This window comes from Arthrobacter sp. zg-Y1116, assembly GCF_024385485.1.
Classification (GTDB): domain Bacteria; phylum Actinomycetota; class Actinomycetes; order Actinomycetales; family Micrococcaceae; genus Arthrobacter_B.
The window spans coordinates 549,844-575,103 of record NZ_JANFLR010000002.1 but is presented as its reverse complement, the minus strand read 5'-3'; the positions used below and the strand labels follow the sequence as shown (position 1 = coordinate 575,103).

Annotated in this window: 23 protein-coding genes; 4 read left to right on the top strand and 19 right to left on the bottom strand. The window is 66.6% G+C overall.

All coding sequences use genetic code 11. From position 1 onward, the window contains the following. Window positions 1-47 precede the first annotated feature (47 nt). The 3 genes from NNX34_RS09390 (at window position 48) to NNX34_RS09380 (ending at window position 2,174) form a co-directional block, all read left to right on the top strand. Window positions 48-527 carry an NfeD family protein gene (locus NNX34_RS09390; RefSeq protein ID WP_255766249.1) on the top strand — a complete coding sequence of 160 codons (480 nt, stop codon included), beginning with the start codon at window positions 48-50 and terminating at the stop codon, window positions 525-527. A 107-nt stretch (window positions 528-634) separates the two neighbouring features. Then, entirely contained in the window at window positions 635-1,582 is a 948-nt protein-coding gene (locus NNX34_RS09385; RefSeq protein WP_255766248.1) for an SPFH domain-containing protein, read from the top strand. Between the two features lie 244 nt (window positions 1,583-1,826). Continuing rightward, on the top strand, window positions 1,827-2,174 hold the full coding sequence (locus NNX34_RS09380; RefSeq protein ID WP_227921562.1) for an RNA polymerase-binding protein RbpA: 348 nt from the start codon (window positions 1,827-1,829) through the stop codon (window positions 2,172-2,174). A gap of 101 nt (window positions 2,175-2,275) precedes the next feature. On the opposite strand, the gene NNX34_RS09375 is transcribed toward NNX34_RS09380, so the two are convergent. The 18 genes from NNX34_RS09375 to NNX34_RS09290 form a co-directional block, all read right to left on the bottom strand. Further along, a complete protein-coding gene (locus tag NNX34_RS09375) occupies window positions 2,276-3,004 on the bottom strand; it encodes a polyprenol monophosphomannose synthase (protein ID WP_227921564.1) in 729 nt (242 codons plus the stop codon). 494 nt (window positions 3,005-3,498) lie between these two features. After that, window positions 3,499-5,145: an amidohydrolase gene (locus NNX34_RS09370; protein WP_255766247.1), complete on the bottom strand. Its 1,647-nt coding sequence runs from the start codon at window positions 5,143-5,145 to the stop codon at window positions 3,499-3,501. 43 nt (window positions 5,146-5,188) lie between these two features. Next, a complete protein-coding gene (locus NNX34_RS09365; RefSeq protein ID WP_255766246.1) occupies window positions 5,189-8,050 on the bottom strand; it encodes an RNA helicase in 2,862 nt (953 codons plus the stop codon). A 69-nt stretch (window positions 8,051-8,119) separates the two neighbouring features. Further along, window positions 8,120-8,947: a twin-arginine translocase subunit TatC gene (tatC, locus tag NNX34_RS09360; protein WP_255766245.1), complete on the bottom strand. Its 828-nt coding sequence runs from the start codon at window positions 8,945-8,947 to the stop codon at window positions 8,120-8,122. A 5-nt stretch (window positions 8,948-8,952) separates the two neighbouring features. After that, window positions 8,953-9,261, bottom strand: a complete 309-nt coding sequence (gene tatA, locus NNX34_RS09355; RefSeq protein ID WP_255766244.1) for a Sec-independent protein translocase subunit TatA — start codon at window positions 9,259-9,261, stop codon at window positions 8,953-8,955. Between the two features lie 32 nt (window positions 9,262-9,293). Beyond that, window positions 9,294-9,629 carry a hypothetical protein gene (locus NNX34_RS09350; protein ID WP_255766243.1) on the bottom strand — a complete coding sequence of 112 codons (336 nt, stop codon included), beginning with the start codon at window positions 9,627-9,629 and terminating at the stop codon, window positions 9,294-9,296. Between the two features lie 43 nt (window positions 9,630-9,672). Then, window positions 9,673-11,643: a WYL domain-containing protein gene (locus tag NNX34_RS09345; protein WP_255766242.1), complete on the bottom strand. Its 1,971-nt coding sequence runs from the start codon at window positions 11,641-11,643 to the stop codon at window positions 9,673-9,675. A 96-nt stretch (window positions 11,644-11,739) separates the two neighbouring features. Next, entirely contained in the window at window positions 11,740-12,135 is a 396-nt protein-coding gene (locus NNX34_RS09340; RefSeq protein ID WP_255766241.1) for an FKBP-type peptidyl-prolyl cis-trans isomerase, read from the bottom strand. Window positions 12,136-12,171: 36 nt separating this feature from the next. After that, on the bottom strand, window positions 12,172-13,125 hold the full coding sequence (locus tag NNX34_RS16130) for an FKBP-type peptidyl-prolyl cis-trans isomerase (protein ID WP_255766240.1): 954 nt from the start codon (window positions 13,123-13,125) through the stop codon (window positions 12,172-12,174). Between the two features lie 169 nt (window positions 13,126-13,294). After that, window positions 13,295-14,656: a Pup--protein ligase gene (gene pafA, locus NNX34_RS09330; RefSeq protein ID WP_255766239.1), complete on the bottom strand. Its 1,362-nt coding sequence runs from the start codon at window positions 14,654-14,656 to the stop codon at window positions 13,295-13,297. Further along, window positions 14,656-15,396 carry a proteasome subunit alpha gene (gene prcA / locus NNX34_RS09325; RefSeq protein WP_255766238.1) on the bottom strand — a complete coding sequence of 247 codons (741 nt, stop codon included), beginning with the start codon at window positions 15,394-15,396 and terminating at the stop codon, window positions 14,656-14,658. Before prcA ends, pafA begins: the two co-directional genes overlap by 1 nt. A 2-nt stretch (window positions 15,397-15,398) precedes the next feature. After that, window positions 15,399-16,223 (bottom strand): proteasome subunit beta, encoded by an 825-nt coding sequence (gene prcB / locus NNX34_RS09320; RefSeq protein ID WP_255766237.1) that lies wholly within the window; start codon window positions 16,221-16,223, stop codon window positions 15,399-15,401. Window positions 16,224-16,226: 3 nt separating this feature from the next. Continuing rightward, window positions 16,227-16,427: a ubiquitin-like protein Pup gene (locus tag NNX34_RS09315; protein ID WP_227921592.1), complete on the bottom strand. Its 201-nt coding sequence runs from the start codon at window positions 16,425-16,427 to the stop codon at window positions 16,227-16,229. Window positions 16,428-16,467: 40 nt separating this feature from the next. Next, window positions 16,468-18,063, bottom strand: coding sequence for a depupylase/deamidase Dop (dop, locus tag NNX34_RS09310; protein ID WP_255766588.1), 1,596 nt, complete (start codon window positions 18,061-18,063; stop codon window positions 16,468-16,470). A gap of 14 nt (window positions 18,064-18,077) precedes the next feature. Continuing rightward, the gene (gene arc / locus NNX34_RS09305) at window positions 18,078-19,838 is read right to left on the bottom strand and encodes a proteasome ATPase (RefSeq protein WP_370647002.1); all 1,761 of its coding nucleotides are present in this window, start codon (window positions 19,836-19,838) and stop codon (window positions 18,078-18,080) included. A 102-nt stretch (window positions 19,839-19,940) separates the two neighbouring features. Next, window positions 19,941-20,996 carry a tRNA (adenine-N1)-methyltransferase gene (locus tag NNX34_RS09300; RefSeq protein ID WP_255766236.1) on the bottom strand — a complete coding sequence of 352 codons (1,056 nt, stop codon included), beginning with the start codon at window positions 20,994-20,996 and terminating at the stop codon, window positions 19,941-19,943. A 72-nt stretch (window positions 20,997-21,068) separates the two neighbouring features. Further along, entirely contained in the window at window positions 21,069-22,220 is a 1,152-nt protein-coding gene (locus NNX34_RS09295) for a site-2 protease family protein (RefSeq protein ID WP_255766235.1), read from the bottom strand. Then, window positions 22,217-22,939, bottom strand: a complete 723-nt coding sequence (locus NNX34_RS09290) for an HAD family phosphatase (RefSeq protein ID WP_255766234.1) — start codon at window positions 22,937-22,939, stop codon at window positions 22,217-22,219. Before NNX34_RS09290 ends, NNX34_RS09295 begins: the two co-directional genes overlap by 4 nt. Window positions 22,940-23,043: 104 nt before the next feature. Between NNX34_RS09290 and NNX34_RS09285 the strand changes: the two genes are divergently transcribed. Next, entirely contained in the window at window positions 23,044-23,928 is an 885-nt protein-coding gene (locus NNX34_RS09285) for a PAC2 family protein (protein WP_255766233.1), read from the top strand. Window positions 23,929-23,958: 30 nt separating this feature from the next. Here NNX34_RS09285 and mshC read toward each other — a convergent pair whose 3' ends face one another. Further along, the gene (mshC, locus tag NNX34_RS09280) at window positions 23,959-25,239 is read right to left on the bottom strand and encodes a cysteine--1-D-myo-inosityl 2-amino-2-deoxy-alpha-D-glucopyranoside ligase (protein WP_255766232.1); all 1,281 of its coding nucleotides are present in this window, start codon (window positions 25,237-25,239) and stop codon (window positions 23,959-23,961) included. Between the last annotated feature and the right edge of the window lie 21 nt (window positions 25,240-25,260).

The window sequence follows — 25,260 nt, the reverse complement described above, 5'->3', positions numbered from 1 at the left end:
AACAACCAGGACAAGCGGAACTGTCCGGAAGATAAGGGGAAAAACGGATGCAGGATGTCTTCGAATGGATGCTCAGCTACGGCTGGGCCCTCTGGTTGGTGCTTTTCCTCGGATTCGCCGCCGTGGAGGCCCTTACCCTGGACCTGTTCTTCGGCATGCTCGCCGCGGGCGCCCTGGCCGCTATGCTGGCGTCGTTCTTCGCCGCCCCGCTCTTCCTGCAGGTGGTGGTGTTCGCGGTGGTCTCCGTACTCATGATCGGCGTAGTCCGCCCGGTCGCCCTGAAGCACCTGCAGAAGGGCGACAAGGACCAGTTGTCCAATATCGACCGGATAATAGGCGCGCCTGCGCTGACGCTGGAATCCGTGACGGGTTCCTCCGGAACGGTGAAAATCGGCGGCGACACGTGGACTGCCCGCAGCGTTGACGGATCCCCGCTTCCCGCGGGCGTCGAGGTCAGCGTCGCACGCATCGAGGGTGCCACCGCCCTGGTCCAGGCTGCGGGAACGGAAACAACAGCGGCATCCTGAACAACCGGCGGCAAAGCCGCCAAACCGAATGCGGGCATTTCCGGAAGGGATCCCGCTGAACCAAACCGCGCGAGCCGGCCCGGCACCCGCGGAACGCAAGGGGGAACATGAGTGGAACAGCAGTCCTAGTAATTCTCGCCGTCCTGGTGATCTTTGTACTGGTCATCCTGGTCAAGGCGGTCAAGATCGTCCCGCAGGCCCGGGCAGGCGTGGTGGAACGGCTTGGCAAGTACCAGCGCACATTGAATCCCGGCCTGACCATCCTGGTTCCTTTTGTGGACCGGATGCTGCCCCTGCTGGACCTGCGTGAGCAGGTAGTGTCTTTCCCTCCGCAGCAGGTCATCACCGAGGACTCCCTCGTGGTCTCCATCGATACCGTGGTCTACTTCCAGGTCACCGACGCCCGGGCAGCCACCTATGAGATCGCGAACTACATCCAGGCAGTGGAACAGCTGACCACCACCACGCTCCGCAACGTGGTGGGCGGCCTCAACCTGGAAGAGGCGCTGACCTCCCGTGACCAGATCAACGGCCAGCTGCGCGGCGTCCTGGACGACGCCACCGGCCGCTGGGGCATCCGGGTCTCCCGGGTGGAGCTCAAGGCCATTGAACCGCCCCTGTCGATCCAGGATTCCATGGAGAAGCAGATGCGGGCCGAGCGGGAACGGCGCGCAACCATCCTGACGGCCGAAGGCACCAAGCAGTCGCAGATCCTCACCGCCGAAGGCCGCCGGCAGGCCGCCATCCTCGCTGCCGAGGGTGACGCCAAAGCCGCGATCCTCCGGGCCGACGGCGAGGCCCAGGCCATCGCCAAGGTCTTCGATGCCATCCACAAGGGCAATCCGGACCAGAAGCTCCTGGCCTACCAGTACCTGCAGACCCTGCCGAAGCTGGCCGAAGGCACGTCCAACAAACTGTGGATCATTCCCAGCGAGCTCGGCGAAGCCCTCAAGGGTGTCGGCAGCGCACTGGGCGACTTCGTGCCGGACGCGGCCATGCACTCATCCAACGGGAGCACCCCGGCCCAGGCCGCCGGCCCTGCAGCCGGAGCCTAGCCCCTCCGCTCCCCCTGTTAGCCGAATCCCGTTCGGTGCCGGTATAATCGGTTGTTTGCCGGACAATAGCTGCGGCACCGAACGGGACCGCCGACGGGAACAGCTGCGGCGTCGTCGGCGTTGTATTGGCTGTGACGGCCAGCCTTAGGCACCCTGCCGGTCCGCCTCCGGGCGGCAGGCGGGTACGGCACCGGCATAACAAGGGATCCGCCAGCGGATCCAGCGGATTGAAGAGGGAGAAAAGATGAGCGATCGTAGCCTGCGGGGTATGCGCCTGGGCGCGCAGAGCATGGAGACTGAATCCGGTGTGGAGCCGGCTCCCCGCCAGCGGGTGGAATACCGCTGTGAGGACGGCGAGCGTGTTTTCGTAACTTTCGCTGCCGAAGCGGACGTTCCTCCGGTCTGGATCTCCAAGACCGGCAAGGAAGCGCTTCTGGTGGACGGCGAGAAGCCGGACACCAGCAACGACAAGCCGGTGCGGACGCACTGGGACATGCTGCTGGAACGACGCAGCATCGAGGAACTTGAAACGATCCTCCAGGACCGCCTGACGATCCTGCGCGAACGCCGCGGAGAGCGCACCAGCGCCTAGATCCCTGCGGTGCCCTGGTCCGGTGAACGGACAAGGGCGCTTAGAGACAAAAAAGCGGGGCGGCTGCCAAACGGCAGCTGCCCCGCTTTTTTCTTTTCGGCTCAGCCGCGTCCGGTGAGCTTCCGCCAGCGGGCGGTCAGACCCCAGCGGGTCACATTGGCCATTGCCTCAACGACAATGTTGCCGCTCATCTTGGAGTCACCGAGTTCGCGTTCGACGAAGGTGATCGGCACCTCGGTGATCTTCAGGCCCAGGCGTGCCACGCGGAAGGTCATGTCCACCTGGAAGCCGTAGCCGACGGACTCGACGGCGCCCAGGTCCAGCTGCTCCAGCGTGCCGCGGCGGAAGGCCCGGTAGCCTGCGGTGATGTCCCGGACAGGGATGCCCAGCATGAACCGCGAGTAGGTGCTGCCGGCGCGGGAAAGCAGCTTTCGGTGGAACGGCCAGTTGACCACCGATCCCCCGGTGACCCAGCGGGAACCGATGACGAGGTCGGCGCCCGCCTTGGAGGCTTCAAGCAGGCGGGGCAGCTCCTCCGGGCGGTGCGAACCATCGGCGTCCATTTCGACCAGGATGTCGTAGCCGCGTTCCAGGCCCCATCGGAAGCCGGCAATGTACGCAGCTCCGAGCCCTTCCTTGCCCTTGCGGTGCAGCACATGCACCTTCGGATCGTTGGCAGCGGCTTCGTCGGCGTAGCCGCCGGTGCCGTCCGGGCTGTTATCGTCCGCGATCAGTACATCCGAATCTGGAACTGCGTCCCGCAGCCGCTTCAGTGTGATGGGGAGCGACTCGATCTCGTTGTAAGTGGGGATGATAGTCAGGACACGCACTCAGTAAGCCTTTCAGCGGACGCACGCCGCGTTGTTCGCGGCAGGGACGGGGTTACTCCCCCGGCAGACTATCCAGTATATGGGAGTACGCGGCCCCTCGGGTCAGCGCCTTGCAGCCCGGGACAGCGCAACCGGGCGGATCCAGCCGTCTTCGGGCCAGTACCGGCGAACTGCCGGCCCTGTTTTCTACTGACGGTTGAATCCACCCGGTTGTGTAATGCTGGACCCGGTAACCGTCACCCGCGGAGCAGCTGCTCGGGTGCGCGTAGTACAGGCCATGGCAGTACGGGCCGGCCGAAGGCACCCGAAGCGCAGCCTGGAAACAGCTCCAGGACAGCGCTCGGTATACCTCGAAAGGCCGGACCCGACTACGGTCCTCATAGACTACGTGCTGGCTAGCCCCTGTCAATATGGCCCCTGACTAGGACGTTTCCATGTCCATGCAGGTCAGACGCGGTGTGGAGGAGGCCGAAGCACGCAGGTTGTTTCGCTGTTCAGGCAAGATCCGGAGCGCGGTACAGTTCTTTGCCGTTGTGGACCGTCTGCAGGCAGCGCGGCTCGTCTCCGTTGTCCAGCGCGGGCAGCAGGGGCGTGCCGGCGCGCGGATCCGTGCTCCACGCGGATACGTTCGCATCCGGCGTCTGGACCATCAGTTCCTGCACTTCCCAGAGCGCAAAGGACGCCGGTGCTCCGGCGGCCAGCTGGCCCCGCATGAAATTGCTCTCCCCTGCCGCACGCCAACCGGCACGGGTATGGCCGATAAACGCCGCCCTCGCCGAGACCCGCTCCTTCGGGTTGGAATGGGACACAGCGGCGCGCACACCGGACCAGGGATCCAGCGGCAGGACGGGAGTGTCGGAACCCAGGGCAACGGGCACACCGGCGGAGAGCAGGGAGGCCATCCGGTTCATATTTCCGCGCCTGTCCCCCAGACGCTGTTCATACAGTCCGCCGGGATGGCCCCATGCAGCATCGAACCCGGGCTGCAGGCTGACAGTGACGCCGAAGCGCAGCAGTTCGGCAATGGCGGCGTCATCAGTCAGTTCCGCATGTTCCAGCCGGTGGTGGGCAGCCCGGACGGCTGCTTCCCCGACGGCCTCGGCAGCGAGGCGGAGCCCGGCCAGCGCCGTGTCCATCCCTGCGTCGCCAATGACGTGGAAACCGCCCTGCAGTCCGGCCTTCGTCATGAGCTCCAAGTGCCGCCCGGCCTGTTCCGGAGTCAGGTACATGGTGCCGCTTGTGTCGGGCCGGTCGGCGTAGGGCTCGCGCAGCGCAGCCGTCCGGGCACCGAAGGACCCGTCAATGTTCAGGTCGCCGGCGAGGCCCAGCAGCCGGCCCTCAAAGAAGTCCACCAGTCCGGCTACCTGCGCCTCGCTTTCGGCCAGCTGGCCCCAGTACGGCAGGATCTGCGGCAGCGCCTCGTCGCTGAGGGGACCGTCCAGGCCCAGCAACCGGCGCAGGTCCTCCGGCGGCGCAATGTGCGGGGCGGCCATTTCCGCGACTGCCACCACCCCGCGGGAGGCCGCATGCTTCAGGGCAGCCAGCTGGAAGACGCCGCGCTGGTCCGGATCGGCGTCGCGCGCTACGGTGCGCGCGGCGTCGTGCGCGGCACGGACGACGAAGCCGTTGTCCCAGCCGTCGTACTCCTGCAGCCGGAGTTCGGCCGCCAGCGTGCCGGAGACGGCCGCACAGTGCACATCGGAGCGGGAGAGGTACACGGCGCGGTTGCCGGAGGCTGCGTCGAGCTCGGCCGCGGTGGGCGCGCGCCGTTCCGGCCAGCGCGACTCGTCCCAGTTGGACCCCAGGATCAGGCCCGTGGTCCCCGCCGCATGGTCCCGGACCTTGTCCAGCAAATCGTCGAGGGAGGTGCATCCGCTCAGATCCAGCGTCACCAGGGACATGCCCAGCTCGGTGGTGTGGACGTGGGAATCCACGAATCCGGGCGCCACCAATGCGCCCTGCAGGTCCACTACGTCCATCTTGCTGTCCTGGATGGAGGTGGCGGCCTGTTCCGACCCCACCCAGGCGACGGTATCGCCGTCGACCAGCATTGCGGTGGCAAAGGGATCGCCGGCGCTGTAGACCGAACCGTTGCGGTAGAGCGTCAGGGTGCGGGCGCTCGGGATGGGACTGCCGTTCAAGGACTCACCTGTTTTCTGTAGGGCGATGGAGGGTGGCGGCGGTTCAGTCGCCGACGTTGGAGTAGGCGACGACGCCGCGCCGCACCAGGGAAATGGCGTCCAGGAAGCGGCGGCGCATGCCGGCCGGCAGGTCCGGGACCTTGGCCAGCTGGTCCAGCAGGTCGATCACCTGCTTGGCCCAGCGGACAAAGTCCCCCGCAGCCAGCTCAGTGCCGTTCAGGGCCACCTGCAGGTGCTTGCCCTTGACCCACTTGTACATGGGCCAGACCAGGCCAAGTTCGGGTTCGACGGTCTGCGGCAGCCGGGACGCCTCTTCGAGGTCCGTGAGCTCGGACCACTGGCGGATGACGATGTCCACCGCCGACTCCAGCGAAACACTCGGCATCTTCGGCCGCAGCCCGCGCTCTTCCCGCTTCGCCTGGTAGACCAGGGCGGAGGCCAGGCAGGCCAGCTCGGCGGCGTCGAGGTCGGTGAAGGCGCCCTGCTCCAGCGAGAGGGCCACGAGGAGGTCCTTTTCGCCGTAGATGCGCCGCAGTTTCTGGCCTGCCGGGGTCACGGCGTCGAGGCCGGACTCGTCCGGGGCTACGTAGCCGTACCTGGTCAGCACCTCGCAGACCCGGTCGAAGGTCTTGGCAATGGTGTTGGTGCGGCCCCGGATCTGTCCGACGAGGTTGTCGGTCTCCCGGCGCAGCTTCCACCAGCGCTCGGCCCAGCGGGCGTGGTCTTCGCGTTCGCTGCAGCCGTGGCAGGGATGCGCCCGCATTTTCCGGCGCAGCTCTGCGATTGCCTGCTCCTGCCGCTGGGTGCCCGCCGTGTGCATGGCATTGGCGCGGGCCGACGCCGGCCGCGGCGGCCGGTGGTCGTGCAATGCGTTGCGCAGCGACGAGGACAGATCGCGGCGGTCCTTGGGTGAGCGCGCGTTGAAGGACTTGGGGATGCGGATGTGCGAGACCGGTTCAAGGACGTCATCGATGTCGGCAGCGCTGATGCGCCGGATCTGCTTGTCTTCGGTCAGGATCGCCGGCCGCACCTCGCGGGCGGAGGCATCCACGTCCAGTACGACGGCGTGGCCGGAGTTCCGGCCGGCGGGAAGGAACACGATGTCCCCCGGGCGCAGGTTCTCCAGCGAGGCTGCGGCAGCACTCCGCCGATTCCGTGCCTTCGTCTTTGAAGCGGTGTTTTCCAGGTCGGAGAGCTGCCGGCGCAGGGCCGCGTATTCGTTGAAGTCCCCCAGATGGCAGGTCATTGCCTTTTCGTAGCCGGCGAGTGATTCTTCACGCGAACGGACCTGCTTCGCCAGGCCCACCACGGACCGGTCCGCCTGGAACTGGGCGAAGGAGGACTCGAGGATCCCGCGCGCCCGTTCCCGCCCGAACTGCGCGATGAGGTTGATGCTCATGTTGTAGGTGGGCCGGAAACTGGAGTTCAGCGGGTACGTGCGCCGCGAGGCCAGGCCCGCCACGGCAGCGGGGTCGGTTCCCGGCTGCCAGAGCACCACGGCGTGGCCCTCGACGTCGATTCCGCGGCGTCCTGCCCGTCCGGTCAGCTGGGTGTACTCGCCGGCTGTGATGTCCACGTGCGCTTCGCCGTTGAACTTGTCCAGCTTTTCCAGCACCACCGACCGTGCCGGCATGTTGATGCCCAGCGCCAGCGTTTCGGTGGCGAAAACCGCGCGGACCAGCCCGGCGGCGAACAGGCGTTCCACGACTTCCTTGAAGGTGGGCAGCATGCCGGCGTGGTGGGCGGCGAAACCGCGCACCAGGCCTTCGCGCCACGTCCAGAACCCCAGCACCTCGAGGTCTTCTTCGGGAATGTCCTGGGTGGCTTCGTCCACCACCCGGGCAATCTCCCGGCGCTCGTCTTCGTCCGTCAGCCAAAGCCCCGACTCGACGCACTGGCGTACAGCGCCCTCGCAGCCGTTGCGGGAAAAGATGAAGGTGATGGCGGGCAGCAGGCCGTTGCGGTCCAGCTGGGCGATGACCTGCGGCCGCGATGCCCGCTGGATGCGCGTGATCGGCGGCCCGCCGTGGCCGCCGCCGTGGCCGCCGGGCCTCCCTCCGCGGGAGGAGTCACGGCGTCCGCCGCGGGAGGAACCGCGTGGACCGCCCCAGTGGCCGCGCTGGTTGACGCGGGACTCGGCCCGCGCCAGTTCCATCAGCTCGGGGTTGACCCGGTAGCGTTCCTTGGCGCCGGGCTGCTCATCGGCCGCCTCGTCGAAGGAAACATCGGATTCGAACAGGTCGAAGATGTCGCGGCCAACCATCACGTGCTGCCACAGCGGAACCGGACGGTGCTCTGAAACCACCACGTCGGTGTCGCCGCGGACGGTGTCCAGCCAGGCGCCGAATTCCTCGGCATTGGACACGGTGGCGCTGAGCGAAACCACCCGGACGTCGGAAGGCAGGTGGATGATGACCTCTTCCCAGACCGCCCCGCGGAACCGGTCCGCGAGGTAATGCACCTCGTCCATGACCACGTAGCCCAGGTCGATGAGGGTGTCCGAGTTGGAATAGAGCATGTTCCGCAGCACTTCGGTGGTCATCACCACAACGTCGGCGTCCGGGTTGATGCTGGTGTCTCCGGTCAGCAGGCCCACCCGGTCACTGCCGTAGGCGGCCGCCAGCTCACTGTATTTCTGGTTGCTCAGGGCCTTGATGGGGGTGGTGTAGAAGGCCTTCAGGCCGTTCTGCAGGGCCAGATAGACGGCGAACTCCCCCACCACGGTCTTGCCGGCCCCCGTGGGAGCCGCGACGAGGACGCCGCGCCCGGCTTCGAGGGAGCGGCAGGCTTCCGACTGGAAAGCGTCCAGTTCGAAGCCCAGCGACTGCTCGAAGACCCCCAGCTGCGTCTTGGAATGTTCGGAACGTTGTTTTGCGGCAAGGTACCGCTCCGAAGGAGAAGTCATGAACCAAGCCTATGCGCTGCGCCCGCCGCAGTACGCCAATATCATCGGTGGGCGAACGCGTCCATGGCCTTACAGCTTGTCGATGGGGGTGGCGGTGTCCGCTTCGGCTTCCACTGCTGCTTCCCGCTCGGCCTGCTTCCGGACCCGGCGCCGGTCATTGAGCAGGCAGATGCCCACTGCTACGGCGAACAGCAGCAGCAGCGGCGCGGCGAGGTAGAACATGCTCAGGGCGTCGGCGCCGGGGGCAGCCATGGCGGCGAAAAGGCAGATCAGGAAGACGGTGATCCGCCAGTATTTGATGATGGTCCGCCCGCTCAACAGGCCGGCCAGGTTCAGGCCCACCAGGAATACCGGAATCAGGAAGGCGATGCCGAAGGCCAGGAGCAACCGCAGCACGAAGGCCAGGTAGACCGAAGCCGTAATGACGTTGGACCCGCCCTCGGGCGTGAAGTCGGTAAGCACCCGCACGGCCTGGGGCAGGATCAGCCACGCCAGGACAATACCGCCGATGAACAGCGGAACGGCGGCGGCCAGGAAGCCCAGGGCCGCGCGGCGTTCCTTGCGCTTGAGGCCGGGCGTGATGAACGCCCAGGCCTGGTAGAGCCACACCGGGCTGGAGGCCACAAGCCCCACGAATACCGAGACCTGGACCATCTGGTCGAACGGAGTAGCGACGCCTTCGAAGTTGATGGTGGTGAAACGGCCGCCGCTGTTGCCTGCGTCCAGGAGCGGCCGGGTCAGCGCCTCAAAAACCGGCAGGTAGACGAAGAACCCGCCCACGGTGCCCAGCACCACGGCGATGGCCGATTTGAAGAGCCTGTTGCGGAATTCCCGCAGATGCTCCTTGAGGGCCATCCGCCCTTCGGGGTTGGATTTGCGCCCTTTGTTCAGCGCCACGGCTGCTAGCGGCTGGTTGGCGGGTTACCCGCAGAATCCGGGGACCCGCCCGGGGTGCCGGAGGGCGGAGTCTGTCCGGGGAAGAACGTCTGTTCGGACGCCTTCTGCTGCGGTGCGGGGTGCACTACCTTCCCCTCCACCGGATCGGTGGGCGCCGTGGTCGAAGGACTGTCGTCCTTCATCTGGCGGACTTCGGATTTGAAGATGCGAAGGGACTGCCCCAAGCTCCTTGCCAGCCCCGGAAGCTTCGGAGCGCCGAAGAGCAGAATGGCCAGTACAACAATGACGATGATTTGCCAGCCTTCAAGCCTCATGGCGGTGTCCTTTCGTTGGAGAATATTCTATGTCAGAGTTCCGGGAAATCCCGCCACGCGCGCGGCTGTCCCTTGGCGGTGCGCCGCTCGATGCGGCGCAGGCGCCGGGCCTCCCGGCGGGCCGCCTTGCCGGCGTCGTAGGCCTTCCGTGCTTCGTCCGGATCCGTGAAGATGCCGGCAGGCTCTTCTTCGAGGACGGTGGACGGAACGGTATCCGGAGTGCGTAGGGACAGCTTCGCAGATGCGGCTTCGAATTCCCGGAGAATACCGAGGAACCTCTGGAAGAGCCGGTAGCCGATCAGGGCGTAGAAAGCCGCAGCGCCTGCCGCAAGGGCAAGCCAAATGAGTATCCAGGACCACCAAGGCATATCCCCAGCATAGTGGAGACTGCCTGCCCGGCCGGACCGGAGGCTAGGCAGGCCGGTAGTTCGCGGCGGCCGCCTCCAGCCAGGCCAGGGTGGCGGAACGCAGTTCGTCCGGCGCCGCGACCGCGGCTGCTCCGCCCAGGCGGGCAGTGAAAGCCGGGATCCAGCCGGTATCCGCGGTGCGCAGTTCCACGGCGGTCCGTCCGTCCTCCAGCGGGGCCTGCCGTTCGGCGTCGTAGGCCTCGGCCACCCAGAGGGCGGCGGGGTCCAGGACCATTGTGACCCGGTGATCCAGGGGTCCCGGGGTGAACAGGCTGGCGGGGAATGCGGCCCCCGGCTCCGGGGCGTGGGTCAGCGCCGGGCCGGTGTCCCGCACGCCGTGGATCCGGTCCACCCGGAAATTCCGCGGCGCTTCCGCCCGGTGGCACCACGCTTCCAGGTACCAGGTGTTGTCCACGGAGAAGAGCCGCCTCGGGTCAACGGTGCGGAGAGTGACTTCGTCGCGGCGCGGAACCAGATAGCGCAGTTCAAGCTGGCGCGTGCCGCTGATCGCCTGCTGGAGTTCGGCCAGTACGGTGCCGTCGGATTCGTCGTCCAGGCGGGCCGCGACGGCGGTGCCGACGCCGCCGGCCTCCCCTGCCGCTTCGGTCAGCTTCTCCAGGGCGCTGGCAACCGCGGCGGAGGAACCGATGCCCGGCAGTGCCGACAGTGTGTCCAACCCCACGATCAGGGCCGCGGCTTCGTCCATGCCGAAACGCACCGGCTCGGAGAGGTTCTCGGCGTTCTCGATGTAGATCCGGTCGTCGTCGAAACTGACGTCCATCAGCCCGTTGGGGTAATGCCGCGGGCCGCTCACGAACAGCAGGTTCAGGTCCTTGCCCAGCTGTTCCTTGCTGACACCGAAGGCATCGGCGGTCTCGTTCATGTCCGCGCCCTGGTTCGCCAGGACGTAGGGCACCAGGTCCAGCAGGCGGGTGAGGTGGTCCTGCGCGCCCGACGCCGGACGGCGGGCGGGAGCGGCGGAGGCGGCCAGTTCGAACCCGGGCAGCGGCCGGCGCTGGGTGTCCAGGGCCCGCGCGAGGGCGGTACGGACGGCGTCGGCAAATTCGGCCGGTTCGACGGCGACGGCGGCCGCACCGAGGGCGGCGGTGTCCGCGGCCAGCGCATCCAGGTCGCGGACCCGCAGGTGCAGCCGGTCCCGGCCCGCGTTTCCGGGCTCGATGGATTCTGCCTGCAGCCGCAGGGCCGCACCGGCGCCGGGGTCCACGTCCACTGCTGCCGGCCGCGGCGCGTAGACGTCGTCCAGGGAAGCGAGCGAGGCGTCGATGTCGAAGTCCGCGGGGACGGTGTAGGCGCCGGGCCGCAGCCGTACCGGCCCTTCCATCCGGGAAAGCCGGAAGATCCGTTCCGCACCGCGGTCCAGGTCGTAGCCCACCAGGTACCAGTGGCCGAAGCGGCTGCCCATGCCCCAGGGCTGGACCTGTCGGACGGACTGCTCCGTGCTGCCGACCGGCCGGTAGCCGAAGGTTACCGGGGTGTGGGTGGTGGCGGCACGCCAGATCTCGTCGAAATGCGCGTCATTGGTGCGGATGCTGGGCTGGAGGGGGATGGCCGCGGCGTCGTCGGGAAGTACCCCCCGGGCGTGGAGCTTGCGCAGGGCGCGGGCGGCGGCGGAGCCCAGCGATGCCTGGTCCCACATGCGGGCGGCCAGGGTCAGGACGGCGGATTCCTCGGGCGTGAACCGGACACCCGGAAGCCGGTATGCGTCCTGCCGGATGCGGTAGCGCTGCGTGGTGTTGTCCTCGAACATGGTCTCTTCGCTGTAGGACTCCACCGGGATGCCCTGCTCACGGAGGAAGGCCTTATCCCGGTCAAAGAGCTTTTCCCGGGCATCTGCCGTGGAGGCTTCGGAATACAGTTCAATCTCTTCGAACAACTCGTGCTTGGTGAAGCCCCTGCGCGTGGACAGCAGCGCAATGACCAGATTCAGCAGGCGTTCGGTTCTCTTGGCGGACACGGGAGCTAATCTACCTTCCTTCCGGGCCGGGACATGCGAAAGGGCGGAACCGCCGTCGCAGGTGACAGCGGTTCCGCCCTTGGCAGGAGGGACGGATCAGCGGACGCCGAGCAGGTCCACTACGAAGATCAGCGACTCGCCCGGAGCCACGGCGGATCCGGCGCCCCGGTCCCCGTAGGCCATCGAGGAAGGGATCTCGAGCCGGCGGCGACCGCCGACCTTCATGCCCAGCAGGCCCTGGTCCCAGCCCTGGATAACCTGGCCCACGCCCACACGGAAGTCCAGGGGTGTACCCCGGTTCCAGGACGCGTCGAATTCCTCGCCGGTGGAGAAGGCGACGCCCACGTAGTGGGTGGAAACCGTGTCTCCGGCCTTTACTTCCCGGCCGTCGCCGACCACGAGGTCCTCGATAACGAGATCCGTGGGGGCATCGTGGGCCGGGAAATCGATTTCCGGCTTCTGGCGGTCGTATTCACGCTTTCCGAATGACATTGGTGCTCCTTATGTCTGGTGGGTCAGGAGTTAAGGCTACTTGACTTCCTTGATGTCTACGACGAAGACCAGCGGACCCGAGGGGCTGCTGCCGCCGGCAGGATCACCGTAGGCCAGCTCGGACGGCAGGACCAAGAGGACCTTGGAGCCGGCCTTCTGACCGGCCAGGCCGTAGGTCCAGCCCGGAATCACGTTCGCCAGGGGGAACTCGGCAGGTTCGCCGCGCTCGTAGCTGGAGTCGAACGTCTCGCCGTCCCGCAGGCCGACACCGAGGTAATCGGCTACCACGGTCCCGGTGGATTCGAGCACCGGACCGTCGCCTTCTTCCAGGACCTTCACTACCAGGCGCTCCGGTTCCTCGGCGCCTTCCGGGATGGTGATGGACGGGGTGCCGTCTTCGGCGAAGGAAACCTCGGGAAGCTTCCCTTCGTCTTCAAGGGCCGTGACGTCTTCGCTGCTCATCAGCAGGGTGCCGTCGGTGTTCCGGGCAGCAGCTTCGTCCGGGCTCAACGTCGGGACCGTGTCCATCGCATCAGTGATGGTGAAGACGAGGAAATTCGCTTCGGTTCCGGCTTCTTCATTGGCCGGAATGTAATACGCGAAATCCGAGCCCACGGGAGCGCCGAGCAGTGCGTCATACATCTGCGAATTGCCGGACTTCAGGCTCTCGTCCACGGCGATGCCTTCTGCGTTTTCGCCGCTGTAGGTTTCCTGGCCGACCGTGCCGTCTTCCGGGTTGACGATCGCGAGGCGGATCATGGCCGTCTGGCCCTCGGCTACTTTGTCGCCGTCACCGTCGTTGACCCGGGTCAGGGTGGGCTCGTCGGCGCTCAGCGGCTTATCGAAGTCGACGCTCGGGACGGAGGTTTCTTCCTCGCCGCGCTCGATCTTCACGGAGGACAACGGCCCGCTGCTCTTGGCTTCATCGCCGCCGGAGCAGGCGGTGAGGAACAGCAGGAAGGGCAGGAGGATTGCTAGTACTTTACGCACAGTACTTCTTTCAGTGGTGGACAGTGAGCAGGGCGGCCTTACCGTAGTTGCCGGTACGCCGGGCAGGGAGACGCCGCGCGGCCGCAATACGCCCCAGACTAGCCGGTCCAGCTGGATGAAGCCTAGGTAAGGTTCCGGGGCAGCGCCGGCGGACGGCGGCGAAGAGGGATCAGAGAGTGGACAGCAGCGCCTCGACCCGTTCATCGACGGACGCGAAAGGGTCCTTGCACAGCACCGTCTGCTGGGCACGGTCATTAAGCTTGAGGTGCACCCAGTCCACCGTGAAGTCGCGGTTCGCATTCTTGGCACGGCGGACGAAGTCGCCGCGCAGCTTGGCGCGGGTGGTCTGCGGCGGCTGGTCCACGGCTTCCTTGATGTCGCTGTCCTCCACCACTCGGGCCGTTTCGCCGCGGGACTGCAGCAGGTAGAACAATCCGCGGCGCCGGGAGATGTCGTGGTAGGTCAGGTCGACCTGGGCCAGGCGCGGGGAAGACATCTCGAGTCCGTGCCGCTCTGCCACCCGGGTCACCAGTTTTTTCTTGATGGCCCAGTCGATTTCCGTATCGATCCCGGAGTGGTCGCCGGATTCGATGGCGTCCAGCGTGCGTGTCCACAGATCGATGATCCGTCCGACATGCCGGTTGTGCTCACCGTTGGCTGCGACGAAGTCCTGGACGCGCTGCAGGTAGATGCGCTGCAGGTCCAGCGGCGACATCGTGGAGCCGTTGGCCAGTTTCAGCGGCTGCCGGCCGGAGAGGTCATGGGAGGTTTCCCGGATGCTGCGGATCGGGTTCTCCAGGCGGAGGTCCCGCATCAGGACGCCGGCCTCGATCATCCGCAGCATCAGGTCGACAGACCCGGCCTTGAGGAGCATGGTCGTCTCGGACATGTTCGAATCTCCGGCTATCACGTGCAGCCGGCGGTAGTGCTCGGCGTCGGCATGCGGCTCATCCCGGGTGTTGATGATGGGCCGGGACCGGGTGGTCGCAGAGGAGACGCCTTCCCAGATGTGGTCCGCCCGCTGGGAAAACGCGAAGAGGGAACCGGACTGGGTCTTGAGCACCTTGCCGGCACCGACCAGCAGTTGGCGGGTGACCAGGAACGGAATGAGGACGTCCGCCAGCCGGGAAAATTCGAGGCGGCGCGGAATGAGGTAGTTTTCGTGGCTGCCGTAGGAGTTTCCGGCGGAGTCGGTGTTGTTCTTGAAGAGGTAGACGTTGCCGTTGAAGCCTTCGGCTTTGAGCCGGTCCTCCGCCTCCTCCACCAGGTCTTCCAGGATCAGCTCGCCGGCGCGGTCATGGGCCACCAGCTGTGCCAGGTCGTCGCACTCCGCGGTGGCGTACTCCGGGTGCGAGCCGACGTCGAGGTAGAGGCGTGAGCCGTTGGTCAGGAAGACATTTGATGAGCGGCCCCAGCTGACGACCTTGCGGAAGAGGTAGCGGGCCACTTCCTCGGGGGAAAGGGGACGCGAATCGGGCCCGGAATAGGCAATGCCGAATTCCGTTTCGACTCCATAGATCCTGCGGTCCATCAGTCTCCTTCCGCGCTGGCCAGCAAACGGTCCAGCTCAACGGTGTTTATCCTGCGGAACGCCCTGACGGTGCCGCGGGTGGAAAGCGGGTTCCGGTCCAGGACGGCGACCTCCAGCAGTCCGGCGCCCAGCGGTTCGGGTGCCTGCCCGTTGCCCGAACCGTTGGCTGCGCGGGTGGCGGAAAGCGCCTGAACCGCCGTCCGGATGGCGGAGCCGAAATCGGCGTCCTGGTTCCAGGACCGGCTGAGGGCTTCGTTGACGATCTCCGCCTGCCCGCCCATCACCGTGTAATTGCTTTCATCCGCGATGGAGCCGTCGAAGTTCAAGCGGTACAGGCGGTCCGAATACGGATCCTCCCCTACCTCTGCGACGGCCAGCTCCACCTCGAACGGTTTTCCCTCGGTGGTGAAAACCGAGCCGAGGCTCTGCGCGTAGACACTGGCCAGCCCGCGCGCGGAGACGTCGTCGCGGGAATAGGAGTAGCCGCGCACATCCGCGAACCGGATGCCGGCCTGGCGCAGGGACTCGAATTCGTTGTACTTGCCGACGGCGGCGAAGCCGATCCGGTCATAGATCTCGCTGAGCTTATGGAGGGACGGTGAAGGGTTCTCCGCCACCAGGGCAATGCCTTCCCTGCAGGTCAGGACCACTACCGAGCGTCCCCGGGCAATGCCTTTGCGGGCGAAGTCCGCCCGGTCCTTCATCAGTTGTTCGGGCGAGACGTAGAACTGCTGGGTCACGGCTACGCCTCCAGTCCGGCAGCGGTGCGCCTTGCGATGAGGTCACGGGAGAGTTCCTGCAGTTCCCGTTCGGGGATCTCCCGGTTGCCGGCACTGTTGACGACATAGACCACCGGCCACAGACGCCGGACCATGTCCGGGCCGCCGGTGGCCGAGTCGTCGTCGGCCGCGTCGTAGAGGGACTCCACGGCCACCCGGACCGCATCCTCCTCGTCGAGGTTCGGCTGCCAGAGTTTTTTCAGGGCGCCGCGTGCGAACACGGACCCGGACCCGACGCTGTGGTGCTCGTATTCCTCATACCGGCCTCCGGTGACGTCGTAGGAAAAGAGCCGGCCGGTCCGCCGCTGGGTGTCGAACCCGGCAAAAAGCGGGACAACGGCCAGTCCCTGCAGCGCCAGCGCAAGGTTGGAGCGCACCATGGCCGCGAGCCGGTTGGACTTGCCGTCCAGGCTCATAGGCGTTCCCTCGATCTTCTCGTAGTGCTCCAGTTCCACCTGGAACAGCCGGATCATGTCAAGGGCGAGCCCTGCCGTACCGGCGATCCCGAGCACGGAGTAGTTGTCCGCCGGGAAGACCTTCTTGATGTGCCGGCTGGCGATCATGTTGCCCATCGTGGCCCGCCGGTCCCCTGCCATCAGGACTCCCCCTGCGTAGGTGAGGGAAACGATGGTGGTGGCCTGCGGGGCGAGCTCCCCCGCGGAACCGTGCGACGCCGGTCCCAGGGATCGGGAGGACGGCAGCAGTTCGGGGCGGTGAAGGGCGAGATGGTCGGTAAAGGAAGAGGACGGGGCTTGATGGATGGAGGCGGCGGGGTCCCGGGGGGCCATCCGTTACTGACCGCCCTTTTGGATGAAGCCGCGGACGAACTCTTCGGCGTTGCTCTCCAGCACGCCGTCGATCTCGTCCAGCAGGTCGTCCACGCCTTCAGTCTCGGTGGAAGCTTCCGCTTCGGCTGCAGGGGGCGGGACGGCCTCGGTTTCTTCTTCTTCGACGGGATGCGTTCCGGTGTTTTTGCGGTCCTGGGTTGCCATGATGCCTAGCCCTTTCTTGCCCGGGGGATGAATCCTAGTCCTATGGTGCCACGGCGGCGTCGGAACCGGTCAGGAGTCTGGTGACAAAATCCTCCGCATCGGCTGATGCGTTGAAGAGTTCCTCGGTCAGGGCCCTGGTGCCGCGCAGCGGCTCGCGGGTGGGGATCCGCTGGAGCCGCCGCCGGGAGGGCAGTTCGAAGATGATCGAATCCCAGCTTGCTCCGATCACTTCCTTGGGGAAACGGGTGAGGCAGTTCCCGCGGAAGTAGGCACGGGTGTCGTCCGGCGGGGAGGTGACGGCACGGGCAATCTCCTCGTCGGTAAGCACCCGTTCCATCTGGCCCCGGGCCGCCAGCCGGTAGTACAGCCCCTTCTCCGGGCGCATATCCGAGTACTGCAGATCCACCAGGTGCAGCCGGGCGTCCGACCAGGCCAACCCGTCGCGCTCGCGGTAGGCCTGCAGCAGCTTCAGCTTCGCCACCCAGTCCACGGAAGCGGCTGCCTCCAGCGGGTCGCGCTTCAGGGTGCCCAGCAAAGCGGACCAGCGGGCGAGTATGTCTTCGGTGTCTGCGTCCGTTCCTCCGCCGGCGCGGGAGTGTGCCGCTGCTGCTTCGAAGTAGATCTCCTGCAGGTCCAGGCCGGTCACCATCCTGCCGTCCGTCAGTTCCACCAGCTGTTCCAGCGACGGGTCGTGGCTGATGGCCTGCAGTGCGCCCACCGGGTCCCGCAGCTCGACGGCGGGGGCGCTGCCGGCTTCGATCATCGACAGGACAAGCGAGGTGGTGCCGATCTTCAGCAGGGCGGATACCTCGCTGAGGTTCGCGTCCCCGATGATGACGTGCAGGCGCCGGTACTTTTCCGCTACGGCGTGCGGCTCGTCCCGGGTATTGATGATCGGGCGGCGGATGGTGGTTTCCAGCCCCACTTCCGTTTCGAAGAAGTCCGCCCGCTGGCTCAGCTGGAATCCCTGGCGCTGGTTGTTGGTGCCGATGCCCACCCGGCCGGAACCGGCGATGACCTGGCGGGAAACGAAGAACGGCACCAGTCCGCTCACGAGGGCTCCGAAAGGAACGCTGCGGGGAACAAGGTAGTTTTCATGCGACCCGTAGGAGGCGCCCTTGTTGTCGGTGTTGTTCTTGTACAGGTTGACGGGTGCGAATCCCGGCATCCTGGCGATATGCCGCATGGCGGACAGCACCACGGCGTCCCCGGCCTTGTCCCACAGCACGGCGTCGCGGGGCCGGGTGACTTCGGGCGAGGAGTACTCCGGGTGGGCGTGGTCCACGTACAGCCGCGCCCCGTTGCCCAGGACCATGTTCATCAGCACCGGGTTGTCCTGCGTCTGTTCTCCATATAGTGCTGCGGGTCCGCCGCCCTCCATGGCGATCTGTTCGGCGTCCAGCACCGGCGGTTCGTCGGTCAGCTGGGTGGGATCCGCAGCGGCACGGGGCACCGCGAATCCGCGCGCATCGTTCAGCGGCGCCTCGTCGGTGTAGTCCCAGCGGGTGCCCGACAGGTTGCCCGTCCCGGTCCGCAGCGTGGCCGCGTACGCGTTGACGATCTGGCTGGACAGGACGGTGGCGTTGGCGGTCGGCAGGGACGGAGCGAGCACGCCGTACTCGGTTTCCGTCCCCATGACACGGCGGACGGTCACAGATACTGTCCCGGGTTGGCCGCCGTTTCGATGGTCCGGCCCGGTTCCTGGCCGGCCTTGCCCTGGACGATGGTGCGGATGTAGGTGATCCGTTCGCCCTTCTTCCCCGAAATCCGTGCCCAGTCATCAGGGTTGGTGGTGTTGGGCATGTCCTCATGCTCGCGGAATTCGTCCACGACGGCGCGCATCAGGTGTTCGATGCGCAGGCCGCGCTGGTGCAGCTGCAGCAGGTCCTTGATGGCGTACTTCTTGGCCCGGTCCACCACGTTCTGGATGACGGCACCGGAGTTGAAATCCTTGAAGTAGAGCATCTCGGTGTCCCCGTTGGCGTAGGTGACCTCCAGGTATTCGTTGGCCTTGTCCTCGGCGTACATCTTCTCCACCGTGCGCCGGACCATGTCACTGACCGTTTCCACCGGATCGTAGCCGTGCTCGGCAAGGTCGTCGCGGTGCAGCGGCAGGTCCGGGGTCAGGTACTTCGCGAAGATCTCCGCCGCGCCTTCGGCATCGGGGCGCTGGATCTTGATCTTCACGTCCAGGCGGCCGGGCCGCAGGATGGCCGGATCGATCATGTCCTCCCGGTTGGAGGCGCCGATGACAATCACGTTTTCCAGCTTCTCGACGCCGTCGATTTCGCTGAGCAGCTGCGGAACAATGGTGGTTTCGACGTCGGAGGACACCCCGGTGCCGCGGGTGCGGAACAGCGAATCCATTTCGTCGAAGAACACCACCACGGGGCTGCCGTCGGAGGCCTTCTCCCGGGCGCGGCCGAAGATCAGGCGGATGTGGCGTTCGGTCTCCCCCACGTACTTGTCCAGCAGTTCGGGTCCCTTGATGTTCAGGAAGTAGCTGCGGGCACCAAGCGTACCGGTCTGCTCCATCACCCGTGCCGCGAGGGCGTGTGCCACGGCCTTGGCAATGAGCGTCTTGCCGCAGCCGGGAGGGCCGTAGAGCAGGATGCCTTTGGGCGGCTTCAAGCCGTGTTCGCGGTAGAGATCGGGATGCATGAACGGCAGTTCGACGGCGTCGCGGATCTGCTCGATCTGCGGTCCGAGGCCGCCGATGTCGGCGTAGGAGATGTCCGGGACCTCTTCGAGGACCAGGTTCTCCACTTCGCTGCGCGGGATCTTTTCCAATGCGTAGCCGATGCGGGTGTCCACGGTGAGGGCATCCCCCACCCGGACCTTTTCCCGGCTCAGGGGCCCGTTCAGGCGCACCACGCGCTCGTCGTCGGCCCGGCCGATCACCAGCACCCGGTCCGGTTCCAGGAGTTCCTTGACCGTAAAGAGTTCCCCGGCGCGTTCGAAGCCGAGGGCGGCAATGACGGTAAGGGATTCGTTCAGCAGCACCTCCTGGCCCGGGACGATCTGGCCCAGGTCCAGGAGGGGCGAAACGGCAACCCGGAGTTTGCGGCCCGACTGGATGATGTCCAGGCTTTCCTGGACTGCCGCGATGGTCGTCACGCCGGGTTCGGCTTCGCGGCGCTGGTTCACGCCGATGACGGTGCCGAAGCTGAAGGGTGTTGCTCCCTCGTTTTCGAGGGCATCCTTCAACCGGATGATTTCGGCTTTCGCGGTCTCCAGCATGGTCACGAGCCGGGCGTTGTTGTGGGTAAGGGCAGCGAGCTGCCGGTCCAGATTCCGGAGTTTGTCCCGAAGGACATTCAATTGGCGTGCTTCGGTGCCTGCTACAGCCGCTGCGGACACCGGGCGGGATTCCCCGGTCCCGGGTCCGACGTTTTCGGGTTCAGCCATCATACCGACCGCCTTCACGTAGCTCTGGGTCTGTTCAATGACAGTAACCCAGCGCTGCTGAAGATACACGGGGTCCGGCGTCTTGTGTTTAGCCGGTTACCCCCGTTATGGGGTGTCGGTCTCCTGCTGGAACTTTTCGGCGTTTTCGAGGGCTCCGCGCTGCACGGTGGAGCTGGCATCCTTGGCCGCACGGCGCAGCTTATGGGCGGAAACTTCCCGCTCCCCCACGGCCGCGGGGGTCCAGGCGTTGAGGTCCTCTTCGCTGAAGTTGGTTTTCGAAGCGCGGCGCTTGGCCACGAGCCCGGTGGCACCTTCTGCGAGCCGGCGCGCGGTGAGCAGGAAGCCGGTGTGGGCCACCATGCGGTGGTCCGGGCGTACGGCCAGGCCCTCGAGGTGCCAGCCGCGGACCATGGATTCCCAGCCGTCCGGCTCGGTGAAGCGGCCGTCTGCCCGGATGGCTTCCGCGGTGCGGGAGAGCTGGGTGACGGTGGCGACGTAGGAGATCCACACGCCGCCCGGGGCGAGCACGGTGGCTACGGCGTCGGTGCATTCCCAGGGAGCGAGCATGTCCAGGACCACGCGGTCCACGCTGCCGGGCTCTTCGGTTTTCACGACTTCGTCCTGGAAATCCCCGAGGGTGATGTCCCAGGCCGGATGCGGCCCGCCGAAGAAGGTTTCCACGTTTCCGCGGGCGATCTGCGCGAATTCCTCGCGCCGTTCAAAGGAGTGCAGGGTGCCGTGGTCACCGACTGCACGCAGCAGCGAGATGCTCAGGGCGCCGGAGCCGACGCCGGCTTCCACTACGCGGGCGCCGGGGTAGATGTCCGCCATGGTGACAATCTGGGCGGCGTCCTTGGGATAGACGACGGCGGCGCCGCGCGGCATGGACAGGACGAAGTCCGAGAGCAGCGGACGCAGGATCTGGTACTGGTGTCCGGCGGTGTTGGACACCACGGACCCTTCGGGCAGTCCGATGACGGTGTCGTGCTGCAGGTAACCGCGGTGTGTGTGGAAGGCGCCGCCCTCGGTGAGGGTGATGGTGTTGCGGCGGCCCTTCTCATCGGTGAGCTGGACCCGTTCCCCGGGGCGGAGCGGTCCCCTGCGGATCTCGGCACCGTGGGGTGCAGCAGCGGCGGCCTGCGCCTGGTTATCGGAGTTCATGGTATTCCTTTGGTTCTCTTGCTGGATTATGGGTGCCGGCGTGCTTGTGCCGGCAGGTAAAAGCTGGAGGTGTCAGCGCCGCGGGGCGGGCTTGCCGGTGACGGCGGCGACGACGGCGGATTGGCGCAGCAGGCCGGTAACCGTTCCGTCCCGGTCAATGACCGCGTATTCGCTGCCCTGCAGTTTGGCCAGGTACTGGACGAGTTCCTGTCCGGCCGCGGCTTCGGGAACATAGGCGCCGGCAGCCAGCGGGCGGGCGACGGCGCTCACCGGCACCTGGGCGGCCTGTTCGTGGGGAACCGAGGCAAGGGCGCCGCGGTCCACAACGGCTTCCGGCTGGCCGGTTGCGGCAGTGAGCACCACGGCGGCGTCCGGATACTCGCGGGCCAGCCGGAGTGCCTCGCCGACGGGTGCCCCGCCGGGCAGGGACACGGCCGGTTCCATCAGTGCACCGGCACTGACCTGCGGGAGCCGCAGGCGCACCCGCGCGTTGGAGATGGCAGAACCTGCCCCCATCCAGAGGAAGCCGCACAGCAGGGCGGCCAGCAGGACAAGGCTCAGTGAGGGCGTCTCTCCCCGGAGGTAGGGCGGAACGAAAACGGCGGCGAGGAGCAGGACCGAGATGATGCGTCCGGCCCAGCCGGCTGCGACCGTGCCGCGTTCCTGCGATCCGGTGATCTTCCAGACCGCGCTTTCCACAATGCGTCCGCCGTCCAGGGGCAGCCCGGGCAGGACGTTGAAAACGCCTATCAGCACATTGGCGGACACGAAGATGAAGGTGACCAGCGCAGCCACGCTGCCTTCGGAAAGGAGCTGCAGGACCCCGAATCCGGCTGCCGCCAGCAGGAAATTGGCTGCCGGGCCCGCCAGGGCGACGAGCAGGGAGCGTCCCGGGGTGGAGCGCAGGTCCCCGAACTGGGTGTGCCCGCCCCACAGCGTGAGGACGATCTTGGAGGTGGGCCAGTGGTAGGCGCGGGCGGTCAAGGCGTGCGCGGCCTCGTGCGCCAGGATCGAGAGCAGCAGCAGGACCGCGTACCCCAGGGCCACGGCAAAGGCACCGGCCCCAAGGCTCGGGAAAGCGTCCCGCACCTGCGGTCCGAACACTGCCACGATGAACGCGGCAATGAGGAACCACGAATACGCCAGGGTTACCGGTACTCCGGCAATGCTGCCCAGCGGGATACCTTCCCGGCGTTCCGTTCCGGCGGGCCCGTTGCTGCTCACCTAGCGGACTCCAGGACGGAACCGGGAAGCAGCTCGCGCAGCTGGTCTATTCCGCGGCCGGCCAGGGACTGCCATTCGTGCTCAAAGGCACCCGGCGGCAACGGAACGAAGTTCGGGACCGTCAGGGTCACCAGGCCGGCCGCCTGTGCGGACGTTGCCCCGGGCAGGGAGTCCTCGACGGCGACCACGCCGGCCTTGTCCAGGCCTGGAAGGGAGCGCGCGAGCGTGTCGAAGGCCAGCTGATACGGCTCGGGATCCGGTTTGCCGCGGCTGACCATGTCACCGGTCACCACGACGTCGAACGTCCCGGCGGGAAGCGCGCGGATGATTTCCTGCGCGAGCACCGGCTCCGACATGGTGACCAGGGCGCAGGGAATACCCGCGGCCTGCAGCTCGGCCAGCAGCTCGCGGGCGCCGGGGCGCCAGGGCACCTCGCGGCGGACCTGTGCCGCAACCTGTCCGATCAGCCGGTCGATGATTTCGCGGTTTTCCAAGGGGACACCTGCTCGTTGCAGCATTCCGGCGCTGACCGCCAGGGCCTGGCCGACCATCGCCTCGGCCTGGGCGTCCGTCCAATCAACGTTGAAATCCGAGGTCAGTTCCTTTTCGGCGGCGATCCAATACGGCTCGGTATCCACGAGCGTGCCGTCCATATCCCAGAAAACTGCCTGCAGTGCTGCGTCGGCGTGGCTGTGGGAAGAATCGGAAAGGAGGGGCATGCCCTAAGTCTACGGGGCGGCGGAAGCCGGTGTTTCTTTTGCTCTACGCGAAGCGCCGTTGCCCGGTCCTGACATGCGGGGCGGACGGGGCATAGTGTGAAGTGGTGAGCAATACCGAAGGCTTTGAAGCCACAGGCCTCCAGGACTTTTTTGGCGACGGGACGTCCTCCGAACGCGTCACGGTGATGCTGGCCGCGTTCGAAGGTTGGAACGATGCAGGTGAAGCAGCCTCCGATGCCCTGAAATTCCTGAGCCGGCACTGGGACAGCGAAAAAATAGCCAGTATCGACGCGGATGAGTACTACGACTTCCAGTTCACCAGACCGTCGCTGAAACGGACGGCTTCGGGCGGGCATCGGATCAAGTGGCCGACGACGCGGATCTCCCGTGCCGAGGTGCCGGACAGCAACCTGGACATCATCTTCGTTACCGGCGTCGAACCCTCTTACAAGTGGCGGGCCTACACCGCCGAGCTCATCGCCCTGGCCAAGGAACTGGACGTGGACTGCATTGTCCTGGCCGGTGCCCTGCTCGCCGATGTTCCGCATTCCCGGCCCATCCCGGTGAGCGCTTCCTGCGAGGAACCGGACCTGCAGGAAAGCCTGAGCCTGGAACCTTCCACCTACGAGGGGCCCATCGGCATTGTGGGCGTGGTGTCCGAAATGGCCGGCCTGGCGGACATCCCCTCCATCTCGCTCTGGGCGGCCGTACCGCACTATGTGGGGCAGGCACCCTCACCCAAGGCGCAGCTGGCGTTGCTCAACCGGATCGAGGAGCTGCTGCAGGCGCCCCTGGACACGCATCTGCTGACCGAAGAGGCCGAAGCCTGGGAACGCGGCGTGGACGAGCTCGCAACCGAGGACCCGGAAGTTGCGGCGTACGTCCGCCAGCTTGAAGAGGCCAAGGACACGGCGGAACTCCCCGAAGCCAGCGGCGAATCGATTGCGCGTGAATTCGAGCGGTACCTGAAGCGCCGACGCCGGGACTGAGCAGCGCCGAACCGCGGTTCGGCGTTCCGCCTAGAGCTGGAGTCCGAGCAGGGCATTCAGCGAGGCGCAGACGAGTTCGGCGCCCGCCTGGCTTCCCGCCGTTTCGCTGCGGACTGCGGCAGCGGCCCAGGCGTCGACGGCCTGCAACGCGGCCGGAGCATCCAGGTCATCAGCCAGCGCGGCGCGGATCTGCTCCAGGAGCGCGGCGGCGTCGTCGGCATTGGTGAACTGCAGGGCCTTCCGCCACGCCACCAGGCGTTCCTCGGCGCCGCGCAGCTGGTCGGAGGTCCAGAACCAATCCGTGCGGTAGTGGTGGGAGAGCAGCACCAGGCGGATGGCGGCCGGCTCCACTCCCTCGGCACGCAGCCGGGAAACCAGGACCAGGTTGCCCAGGGACTTGCTCATTTTCTGCCCGTCCAGCCCCACCATGCCGGCATGGGCGTAGTGCGAGGCCAGCGGTGTGCCCTCGCAGGCAAAGGCGTGTCCGGCACTCATTTCGTGGTGCGGGAAGACCAGGTCCGAGCCGCCGGCCTGCACAGTGAACGGACGGGGCAGGAAACGCTGGGCGATGACGGAGCACTCAATGTGCCAGCCCGGACGTCCGGTACCGAGCCGGCCGCCGTCCCAGGACGGTTCGCCGGTACGGGCCATGCGCCACAGCAGCGGGTCCAGGGCGTTCCGCTTGCCGGGACGCTCCGGGTCTCCCCCGCGCTCTGCGAAGACCGGAAGCATCTGTTCCCGGGTCAGGTGCGAAACCTGTCCCAGCCACCAGGCATCCGGATCGCCTTCGGCCAGGCGGGAAGCGGCCTCCACGTCGAAGTACAGGTCGCCGTCGGGCTCTGCGCCGCTGCCGGAAACCCGGTAGGCCAGGCCGCGGTCCATCAGGTCCTCCACCACCGGCACGATCCACTCCACTGCCTCTACGGCACCGATGTAGTGGTCCGGCGCCAGGACGTTCAAGGCCTCCATGTCGTCACGGAAAAGCTGCGTCTGTTCCTGTGCGAGCTCCCGCCAGTCCGCACCGGTGGCGGTGGCGCGCTCGAGCAGCGGATCATCGACGTCGGTGATGTTCTGGACGTACCGGACGGTGTGCCCGGCGTCGCGCCACTGGCGGTTGAGCAGGTCGAACGCCACGTAGGTGGAGGCGTGGCCCATGTGCGTGGCGTCGTACGGAGTGATTCCGCAGACGTACATGCTCGCTTCGCCGCCGGGACGCACGGTCACCCGGGCCTGTGCGGCCGTGTCATAAAGCCGGACGTCGTCCGACTTTCCGGGCAGGGAGGGCAGGGAGGAAGATTTCCAGGCAATCACCCCTCCACTCTAACGGGCACG

What these genes read in the sequence shown, in the direction of transcription:
- NNX34_RS09365 (WP_255766246.1), bottom strand. Translation starts at nt 8,050, where the DNA reads ATGACTTCTCCTTCGGAGCGGTACCTTGCCGCAAAACAACGTTCCGAA.
- arc (WP_370647002.1), bottom strand. Translation starts at nt 19,838, where the DNA reads ATGATGGCTGAACCCGAAAACGTCGGACCCGGGACCGGGGAATCCCGC.
- NNX34_RS09300 (WP_255766236.1), bottom strand. Translation starts at nt 20,996, where the DNA reads ATGAACTCCGATAACCAGGCGCAGGCCGCCGCTGCTGCACCCCACGGT.
- NNX34_RS09385 (WP_255766248.1), top strand. Translation starts at nt 635, where the DNA reads ATGAGTGGAACAGCAGTCCTAGTAATTCTCGCCGTCCTGGTGATCTTT.
- dop (WP_255766588.1), bottom strand. Translation starts at nt 18,063, where the DNA reads ATGGGGACGGAAACCGAGTACGGCGTGCTCGCTCCGTCCCTGCCGACC.
- NNX34_RS09380 (WP_227921562.1), top strand. Translation starts at nt 1,827, where the DNA reads ATGAGCGATCGTAGCCTGCGGGGTATGCGCCTGGGCGCGCAGAGCATG.
- pafA (WP_255766239.1), bottom strand. Translation starts at nt 14,656, where the DNA reads ATGGACCGCAGGATCTATGGAGTCGAAACGGAATTCGGCATTGCCTAT.
- NNX34_RS09340 (WP_255766241.1), bottom strand. Translation starts at nt 12,135, where the DNA reads ATGTCATTCGGAAAGCGTGAATACGACCGCCAGAAGCCGGAAATCGAT.
- prcB (WP_255766237.1), bottom strand. Translation starts at nt 16,223, where the DNA reads ATGGCCCCCCGGGACCCCGCCGCCTCCATCCATCAAGCCCCGTCCTCT.
- NNX34_RS09390 (WP_255766249.1), top strand. Translation starts at nt 48, where the DNA reads ATGCAGGATGTCTTCGAATGGATGCTCAGCTACGGCTGGGCCCTCTGG.
- NNX34_RS09315 (WP_227921592.1), bottom strand. Translation starts at nt 16,427, where the DNA reads ATGGCAACCCAGGACCGCAAAAACACCGGAACGCATCCCGTCGAAGAA.
- NNX34_RS09290 (WP_255766234.1), bottom strand. Translation starts at nt 22,939, where the DNA reads ATGCCCCTCCTTTCCGATTCTTCCCACAGCCACGCCGACGCAGCACTG.
- tatA (WP_255766244.1), bottom strand. Translation starts at nt 9,261, where the DNA reads ATGAGGCTTGAAGGCTGGCAAATCATCGTCATTGTTGTACTGGCCATT.
- NNX34_RS09350 (WP_255766243.1), bottom strand. Translation starts at nt 9,629, where the DNA reads ATGCCTTGGTGGTCCTGGATACTCATTTGGCTTGCCCTTGCGGCAGGC.